Here is an 8405-nt window from a genome sequence, read left to right on the forward strand (position 1 = left end):
CAAGATTGATGGCGGTCGTGGTTTTCCCGACACCACCTTTCCCGTTCAACACGATCGTAATTTTGGTTGATGTCAGTTTGGGTGGTTTGGGTTTAGTCATTGGTTCGACCATCGGGGAAAAGGTGACGTTTGAGTCGCTCGAAGTTGGCACGTCCGGCAACCGATTTAGCAGATTTGCGATCGATTTCGATCGTGACTGTCAGCGTCTCCGAGCGATCGGGAGAATTGTCAACGGCAGGAGGTGCTACAGCGGGAGTCTCGATCTGTTGTGTGTCCCAGGCATCGGTAGTATCCCACAGATCTTCTGTCTCTGGGGTCTGGACGGCTTTGGGTGCTACTTCAGCCGCTGAGGTAGCAGTCTCCTCGACGACCGATACTTCACCCCGACTGGGGTCTCCTAGCAGTGAATGCGGTGGTATTGCTGCCCCCTCTTCGATCTGCGGATCGATTGCCGTCGTACCCGTGCCGATACAGGCATTGCGCTCGATCGTGCCACTGCCCATTATTAGTACTCCCCGACCCAAGCAAACTCCCGCACCAATTTCTAGATTGCCGCCTGCTGCGTGAACGATCGTTCCCGCACCAATGCATACCCCAGCCCCGATCGTAATCCGACTGTCGGCTTCGGCTTGAAGTAAAACTCCAGGCGCGATCGCGGCACTCGGATCGATCGAGACATTACCATTGAAATGGACGGGGACTACCTCCCTAGATAAAGATCGGAACTTAGTTAACATGAGGATCGATCGCGGGAGCGCAAAACAGGTGTTTACCAGTGGGACTGAGCGGCTGCCATCTACTTAAATTTAAGTTTTGGCACTTAGGATAATTGGGACGGTCTAGAGCCTCATTCGGGCATTATGAGCCGTTAGCTACTACAACTATCGATCGGCATCAGCTTTGGCTGACATTTCGGCTCCAACTGTTTACTGGTAACTTTTTGCCGCTTGCCGTTCGTGTTACTTTTGAGGGCGTTGGATGATTTCCTCATGAACGCGACGTCTTGCTTGGGTATCGATCCCAATCAACCGCACGTAGTCGCCTTCATGTTCCTGCAAGCAAGTCTCTAATTGCGCGACTGCATCTTGGAGTCGAGTAGCCGATACTGGCTTGCAAGTGTGCCAAGAGCTACTGCGGAAGCGACGGATATCGGCATGTTCGGTACCGATTTGATAGCTATTTTCCAGCAGGCGACGAACGGATGCTACTACTTCGGCACTGAGGGAGGTTTTGATATTACTGCCCACACTCGATCCACCATAGGAGCTACTGAATGAGCTAGTTTTTTGACTGCTACCGCCACCGCCAGTACTGAGGGTCGCTGGCTCTCCTGGCTTGTGAATGACTAATTCGGTAACCCGACGACGCGCGTGAGTATCGATCCCGATCAGCCGCACATAATCGTCTGGATGGTTGGCGACTAACTCGCTCAACATCGCAATCGCTTCGGCTTCGCGCGCGCCTTGATAGGATGGCCCACTCGTCCAAGAAGTAGCGCGATAGCGACGGGGGTCGGCAAACTCAGTGCCGATCCGACAACCCTGATTTAACAGATCCCGAACCGTGCGAGCGACATCAGTGCCACCACCATTGCTGACGGAGTTGCCGCTACTGGCAACTGCGGTCTTGCCACCATTAATCTTGGCATTACTCACTTGAGTTACGGCACCATCGGGACGTTGAATCATCAATTCCAATACCCGCGTGCGCGACTGGGTATCGACACCCAGCAGTTGCACGTATTCGCCTTGGTGTTGGTCGAGCGCGCTAGCGATGCTAGCGAGGACAGTGCTTTCACTGCCTTGAGTGACTGTCGCACTTTGCCACGAACCAGTCCGAAAACGGCGAGCATCGGCGTATTCGATGCCCACGCGGTAGCCTTGACTCAATAACCGCCGAATCTGTTGGCGGACGCTATCACTAATATCACTCATATCTTCGGTTCTCTGTTAAATCATCAATAACTTTTGAGTTTAAATCTTAGTCTTGACCAGACTAGATGCAGCCGACCTGAATCGGCCTATCGATCGCCACTTTGGAAGAATTTATTTAAAAATTACCCAAAATTTAAAATTAACTACATAATAGTTTTTATCATGAGGCATCGCGTTTGCTGTAAGTCAGATCGTTACCCAGTGCCACTGTATCCACGATCGCGACGATCATCGCATCGACAGGATAGCGGTCTTTGTTGGAGATTTGACGGGCAGCACTGCCCAGACTCACTAAAACTACTTCTGTTAAACCTGCCCCCACACAATCGGCGGCCACCTCATACTCTGGCAGTTCGTTACCTGCGGGATCGAGCATTTGCACGAGCAAAAACTTCGTTCCGGTTAAACTCTGTTCTTTGTGGGTACTGACCACAGTACCCAGGACTTTAGCTAGCTTCATCTAGCCTTAAGAACGTCTACCGCCGATCGCGAGTGGGCCGGGGCCATTTAAACTATCGCGAAATTTCTCTACATCTTCGGTGTAGTTCATTGGTAAGACGTACTCAAGGTTCTCATGAGGACGAGCGATGATGTGTGTGGACAGTACTTGACCGCCATTAACGCGCTTGACAGATTCAACACCTGCGGATACAGAAGCTTGAACTTCCGAAACGTCGCCACGAACGATGACGGTGACGCGACCGCTACCGATTTTTTCGTAGCCGACTAGCGTGACGCGTGCGGCTTTGACCATAGCATCCGCAGCTTCCACAACGGCGGGAAAGCCTAAGGTTTCGATCATCCCAACAGCAATAGACATTATCAATGACTCCTAAATTTTTGACTTTAATGCGATATTTTAGCTAACTTGCAACTTCTAGACGCGGAATTTTTCGACGTCTTCGGTGTAGTTCATGGGTAAGACGTACTCTAGGTTCTCGTGGGGACGAGCAATGATGTGAGTGGATAGCACTTCACCACCATTGACGCGCTTAACGGATTCCACACCTGCGGATACGGAAGCTTGTACTTCAGAGACATCACCACGGACAATGACAGTTACCCGACCGCTACCAATTTTTTCATAGCCGACCAATGTGACTCGTGCGGCTTTGACCATGGCGTCGGCAGCTTCCACAACAGCAGGAAAACCTTTGGTTTCAATCATTCCCACGGCAATAGACATATATTTTTCGTCCTTAGAGTAAATTTGTAGTTGGCGATTCGCGCTCCTCGGCTTTGCCGAGGGTTTAGCGAATCAAGAGGGCGACTCGCGCCCGCCTTGGTTTCCCGACGGTCTAGCGAGTCAAGATAACGACTCGATCGAAGGTCGATCGAAATCTATATTTAGTAGCATACACTGATTGTTTCCATAGACTTTTGTCTATCAAAAACTCAATACTAGGGATCTGCTAAAGTCAAGCATAGACTGAGACGTTACGCTTTGGCAATATAAGCAACAATTTTATTTTGTTAATTTAGATATCAGAAAGTTTTATATGACGACTGTAATTCGTCCGAAAACTCGATGAATTTTGCTTGACAAAAATGTGTTGTTGTGGTTGCAGTGTGTTAATCGGTTTTGTCGCCAGTTTGGAGTGGCAATAAAGGTCGCGATCTGCGATCGGTCAATTGGTCTATTTGCTGAACTCCAAGTCAAGCTTTCCCCTTTTCAAGGGGATGGATCTGGAGACGTCCCCCTAATATCGAGATTTTGAAATAGTGCTTAGTTTTAGGTTGCTGGTGCTAGAGAACCCGGGTCTGGGGGGAGACCTCCCCCCAGCCCCCCTCCGAAGGGTCGATCTGTGCGAAGCGTGGTGCGCTTCGCATTAGTGCTGAATGTCATCGATCTAGGGGTAATGGATATGTCTAATAACAAAGATGACTTCTACCCTAACGTCATTTATAGAACCCATTTAAGATCTCTACGGTTGGTGGGCAAAATACGTCATCCTGTCGTTTGTTGGGGCGTTGCTGAATTGGGGTATGAAGCGTAGATTTTGCCCTCACCCCGCCAGGATCTCAAAAGATCTCAAATGGGTTCTATATTTAACGATAATACTGCGATAACTTGCGGTAGGAACGCGATCGCATGGCTAGCAAGGTCATCAGTAATCCGATCGCGCCAGTGACGGTAAATAACAGTGCAAGACCGCGATCTTTGCCTGTGCCGAACCAGTCGCCAATCAGCTCTACGCCAGCACCTGTAGTCATGAATGGAATAAACAAGATTTGCGCGATCGGGCCGATGGCGAAAGCAGTTAGCGGCGATGCTGCTTGTTCGACACTTTGAGCGAACCCAAATACGCGTCCCTGTCGTTCTGGTGGAATCACTTTTTGGAGGATGGTTTGTTCGCAAGCTTCGGCGATCGGAATCAGGCATAGATAGAGAAATAACCCGATCGTCAAGAACACGATCGATCGCTGAATTGTAAATAATGTGGCGATCGTCCACATCACGATATTGGCGATAAATAGCGTTCGCAACGGATTGGCACCGACACCTTTTTTTGCAACTGCCAAGCCACCCACGATGAATCCCAAACTCAAGAAGCCCCACAGAACCCCCCATGCTTGTACCGAAACCAACGACAAGCCATAAGCATCCATCAGCGACATGAACACGCCACCCAAAAAGTTATTGAAGGTGGTAAAAAAAATCAGTGCAAATAGCCCAGGAACTAGCTTTAAGGCGGCGATCGTGCCAGGTAGATCGATGCTATCGAAATGAGATTCGGTATGAACGATTTTGGTTTCGGGAATCGATAGGATCGATAAATGGAGGATAACTAAAATTGTCAGTCCGATCGCGCAGACTAACATCCAATATATCCCCAAAAATCCGATCGCCAGTCCGCTCATAATCGAAGAGATCAAGAAGGCGACACCATTTGTCATGCCAACTAAACCGTTGGCACGAGCGCGTTTGGCTTCGGGAATCAGAAATGTCACAAGTGTTGACAACGATATCGTCCGCAGATTGCCCGCGATCGCGCCAATCAATGCCAGGATGATAAATACCCACAGCATGACGCTACTTGGATCGGTAAAGGCCGCTGCTGGAGTAACTTGAAAAATAATGTAATCGAGAATATAGGCACCTAGCGAACAAATACTCGACAGCATCATCGCCGATTTTTTGCGATATCGATCGACTACAGAGCCGAGCAAAAAGCCCGAAGTAGCTACTGTTAATAAATAGATTCCCGCCATCACCGATGTCACAACTACCGACTGAGTTTGTAAATACACCCAAAATGTCACTGCAAACCACACGAATGAATTTGTCAGCGAAGCTACTAGCGAGTTCGCTAAAACCGCATAAAAAAGTTTGGTCATCTTCCTCTATTCAAAATCGGGCTGGACTAATCTTGGCGATCGCCGATCGCCTGCGTTAACAGCCAACTGGCTGCGAATATAAATACTTTGCTATGGGCATAAAATCGATCGCTCTGTATTTTGGATAAATTCCCAACTCAATCGATCGAGTGCGGATATTTGGATCGATCGTCGATCGATTATTTGTTTATTTCCACTCGCCCTTTGGCTCGCTGCCAAAAACAAAGCGATCGGCAGTTTCCAAATCTTCTTATGAAATCTAGCTCGTCACTGAGCGATCGCCATCTAAATAATGGCAACTCAAAGTTACCGATCGATCGAGCGGTTAATTAGTAAAATATTAAAATTTAGGACACAGATAGTCGAGATTATTTTTCTAAAATTGCTACGCTGCAAGCCGAGATCGCAATCTTTAATTACTTGACAAAATGCTGCATCTGCCGATCGGCTTATAAATATTACTTCATTGTTCGTATGGATTGAAGTCTCTCAAATATGTTAACGCAATTTTAGCAATCGTGCCGAGATTGCGTTAAAACGGCTACATTTAAAATTCCTAATTCGATCGCGATCGTACAACAAATCGATCGTCAATAGGCGATCGATTTGTTGTGCAATTGCAACTCTAATCTGTCGAATGCTTAATTTAATTGCCTTCTCCCCCGCTCCCCGCTCAATGCAAGGCTAGCTTAATGACGCCCAGCCGTAACACCACCATCTACAGGTAGAACCACCCCAGTAATCCAACTCGAATATGAATCATCGGCTAAAAACAAAATTGCTGCCGTCGTATCGCTCACTTGTCCATTGCGCCCTAATGGATGAAAGGTATCGAACGCAGCCAGTTGTTCTGGGGTGAGGATCGAGTCGAATAACGGCGTTTCTACTACCGCAGGCGCGATCGCATTGACGCGAATTCGAGCGGGGGCAAATTCGATCGCTAAGTTGCGCGTGAGGGCATGTACGCCGCCTTTGGCTGTCGAAGAACCACTGCATGGTGTCGCCGCGATCGCGTGTGAAGACCACATCGAGCCGATATTGACGATCGATCCACTCTCCCGTTGTTGCATTTGCGCGATCGCGGCTTGGGACATGTAGAAGTAGCCGCGCAATAAATTCAGATAACTATCCAAATCTGCGGCGGTATGTTCGAGAAAAGGTTTCGGCGCAAAAACACCTGCATTATTGAGCAGTATATCGACGCCGCCAAATCGCGATCCTGCCAATTTGACGATATTTTGACTCGTTTCTAGTTGTCCGATATCCCCCGTCATGTAGACAACCCGCTCCCCAGTCGGATCGATCCGAGCGGCTGTCTGGGCTAATATTTCCTCGCGCCGTCCATTGAGGACGATCTTCGCTCCAGCTTGGTAGAAAGCCTGCGCCGCATCCGCACCGATACCGCTTCCGCCACCTGTGATTAATACAACTTTATCTTTCAGACTCATGGCTCGCCCCTAAATTGCTATGCTTGGTTATGCTCAGAATACGAGCGCAATTCAATCCCCGCAAGCAGGCACAATTTTGATAGGTAGGTTACTTTTATGACTGAAATACCATCAGTTCGCGCCCCAGAAATTTTAGAAAAAATTCCCGATGTTGCCGAAGCGGTGGAAGTTGTCTTCGGCTGTAAATGGTCGCTGCGAATTTTGGCACTCATTCGCAAAGGTATTTGTCGTCCTGGCGCGATCGAGCGAGAATTAGATGGTTTGACTACCAAGGTGCAGAATTATTATTTTCGGCGGATGATAGGTTTGGGTATTTTAGAAAAAATTGTCTATCCTGCCGTACCGCCACACGTAGAGTATCACTTGACTGATTTTGGACAGCGATTCGTGCCAATCTTAGACTCGATCGAACAGTTACAAACAGAACTCGAATTAGATCGAAATAACCAGATTTTATAAATGACTGCTCAAATTAGGGATAAAATCTCGATCGATAATCAAAAATATGCGATCGAACAACGTAGCAATTGGGAAGTATGGTTCGAGCCTGCTACACATGGGATTGTTCCAGATAAAAATTGTTCTACTGGTTGTTATCGAGGATTCTACTGTCATTACGCCATTAAGGAAGATCGCCTATTTTTAAAAGAAATACGCGATCGATTTATTCACGATCGCGTAGAGCTATTGCCAAATTTAGATTTCTCTATTTACGATCTGAATCGTCAAATATTAGCAGAAGTTTTTCAGCACAAGTATTAGCTCAAACAGAACAAGTATTAGCTCAAACAGATCCATGTAATTCGATTTTCCTAGCATTTGTAGAATGAATCGGACGGGCATCGATCGGATAAAGCTTTTTAAACTCCTGAAGTTGCGAGCTAGAAATTGTAATTGGTGTTGTTAAAACAGCCCAATTAACGCCTTCACTACAAGGCGGTGTCGTTAGCGATCCGGTATAACTATAGTAAGACTTACTATTTGGTAATAAATGTGCGGCATCGATCGTGATGTTATCGATTGCCTTTGTTTGACCGATTGGTGGAATTGCTTTCCAAATTTTACTGATAAGCGGATTCTCTCGGCCTTCATTCATCATTACGCCTACGACAGCAAGTTTGCCCGCTGCATTGCGATGAACGAAATGTGCTTCCATTGCCGCAGCTTTACCTGCTATTTTATGTTCGCTAGGTGTATGAAAATGAAATTGTAGCAATTGATATTCTTCACCATCGATCGAGATCGTGCTACCCGGATTATAGTTAACTTGAATACTATGTCCGTTATTTACCACAGCCAAAGGTGAAGATTGATAATTAAAGGCAATCTGCACGGGTTGTCCTGTTACTGCTCCTGTAATATCGATCGGTGACTGATTTTTACCTACATCACAGGTCGCAAAATCGCGCGAAATCTTACCCCATGCATCGGGATTTAAATCGCCTTCATAACCCCACTGTGGCGCGCTCTCTGCTGCTAAAGTTGGTAATGGAGATAGACACAATCCGAACACAAATAGGATCGCGATTGCGATCGTCCGCAGACAATACTTTTTAACTATATTCATCTAAATAATATTTCTCTCTCAGCTCGATTAAACTCATTATTTCTCAAATAAGCGATCGCACCAACCAGATTGTTATTTATCTAAATACCAAACTACCAAAAAAATCCCCTCCTCGGA

The 8405-nt window shown here is 47.1% G+C and carries 11 protein-coding genes; 3 read left to right on the top strand and 8 right to left on the bottom strand.

The features are described 5' to 3' along the window. Positions 1 to 92 precede the first annotated feature (92 nt). The gene (gene ccmN, locus C7B77_RS17590; protein WP_106307622.1) at positions 93 to 737 is read right to left on the bottom strand and encodes a beta-carboxysome scaffolding protein CcmN; all 645 of its coding nucleotides are present in this window, start codon (positions 735 to 737) and stop codon (positions 93 to 95) included. Positions 738 to 829: 92 nt separating this feature from the next. Between ccmN and C7B77_RS30100 the strand changes: the two genes are divergently transcribed. Continuing rightward, positions 830 to 982, top strand: coding sequence for a hypothetical protein (locus C7B77_RS30100; RefSeq protein ID WP_181243905.1), 153 nt, complete (start codon positions 830 to 832; stop codon positions 980 to 982). Here the strand turns inward: C7B77_RS30100 and C7B77_RS17595 are convergent. The 6 genes from C7B77_RS17595 to C7B77_RS17620 form a co-directional block, all read right to left on the bottom strand. After that, positions 960 to 1934, bottom strand: coding sequence for a RuBisCO small subunit-like domain-containing protein (locus tag C7B77_RS17595; RefSeq protein ID WP_106307625.1), 975 nt, complete (start codon positions 1932 to 1934; stop codon positions 960 to 962). The two genes, C7B77_RS30100 and C7B77_RS17595, sit on opposite strands and share 23 nt — an antisense overlap. A 160-nt stretch (positions 1935 to 2094) precedes the next feature. Further along, positions 2095 to 2394: a beta-carboxysome shell vertex protein CcmL gene (gene ccmL / locus C7B77_RS17600; RefSeq protein ID WP_106307628.1), complete on the bottom strand. Its 300-nt coding sequence runs from the start codon at positions 2392 to 2394 to the stop codon at positions 2095 to 2097. A 6-nt stretch (positions 2395 to 2400) separates the two neighbouring features. Beyond that, entirely contained in the window at positions 2401 to 2754 is a 354-nt protein-coding gene (locus tag C7B77_RS17605) for a carbon dioxide-concentrating mechanism protein CcmK (protein WP_015161394.1), read from the bottom strand. Between the two features lie 57 nt (positions 2755 to 2811). After that, positions 2812 to 3120 (bottom strand): carbon dioxide-concentrating mechanism protein CcmK, encoded by a 309-nt coding sequence (locus C7B77_RS17610; RefSeq protein WP_015161393.1) that lies wholly within the window; start codon positions 3118 to 3120, stop codon positions 2812 to 2814. 863 nt (positions 3121 to 3983) lie between these two features. Next, complete coding sequence (locus C7B77_RS17615; protein ID WP_106307631.1) at positions 3984 to 5273, bottom strand: MFS transporter; 1290 nt, start codon at positions 5271 to 5273, stop codon at positions 3984 to 3986. Positions 5274 to 5962: 689 nt separating this feature from the next. Beyond that, positions 5963 to 6721, bottom strand: a complete 759-nt coding sequence (locus C7B77_RS17620) for an SDR family NAD(P)-dependent oxidoreductase (RefSeq protein WP_106307634.1) — start codon at positions 6719 to 6721, stop codon at positions 5963 to 5965. Between the two features lie 96 nt (positions 6722 to 6817). Here C7B77_RS17620 and C7B77_RS17625 point away from each other — a divergent pair, with 96 nt between their 5' ends. Both C7B77_RS17625 and C7B77_RS17630 read left to right on the top strand, forming a co-directional pair. Continuing rightward, complete coding sequence (locus tag C7B77_RS17625) at positions 6818 to 7180, top strand: winged helix-turn-helix transcriptional regulator (protein WP_106307637.1); 363 nt, start codon at positions 6818 to 6820, stop codon at positions 7178 to 7180. After that, positions 7181 to 7483 carry a hypothetical protein gene (locus C7B77_RS17630; RefSeq protein WP_106307640.1) on the top strand — a complete coding sequence of 101 codons (303 nt, stop codon included), beginning with the start codon at positions 7181 to 7183 and terminating at the stop codon, positions 7481 to 7483. Between the two features lie 22 nt (positions 7484 to 7505). On the opposite strand, the gene C7B77_RS17635 is transcribed toward C7B77_RS17630, so the two are convergent. After that, positions 7506 to 8288, bottom strand: a complete 783-nt coding sequence (locus C7B77_RS17635) for a carbonic anhydrase (protein WP_106307643.1) — start codon at positions 8286 to 8288, stop codon at positions 7506 to 7508. Positions 8289 to 8405 lie beyond the last annotated feature (117 nt).

Source organism: Chamaesiphon polymorphus CCALA 037, from assembly GCF_003003845.1.
GTDB lineage: Bacteria > Cyanobacteriota > Cyanobacteriia > Cyanobacteriales > Chamaesiphonaceae > Chamaesiphon > Chamaesiphon polymorphus.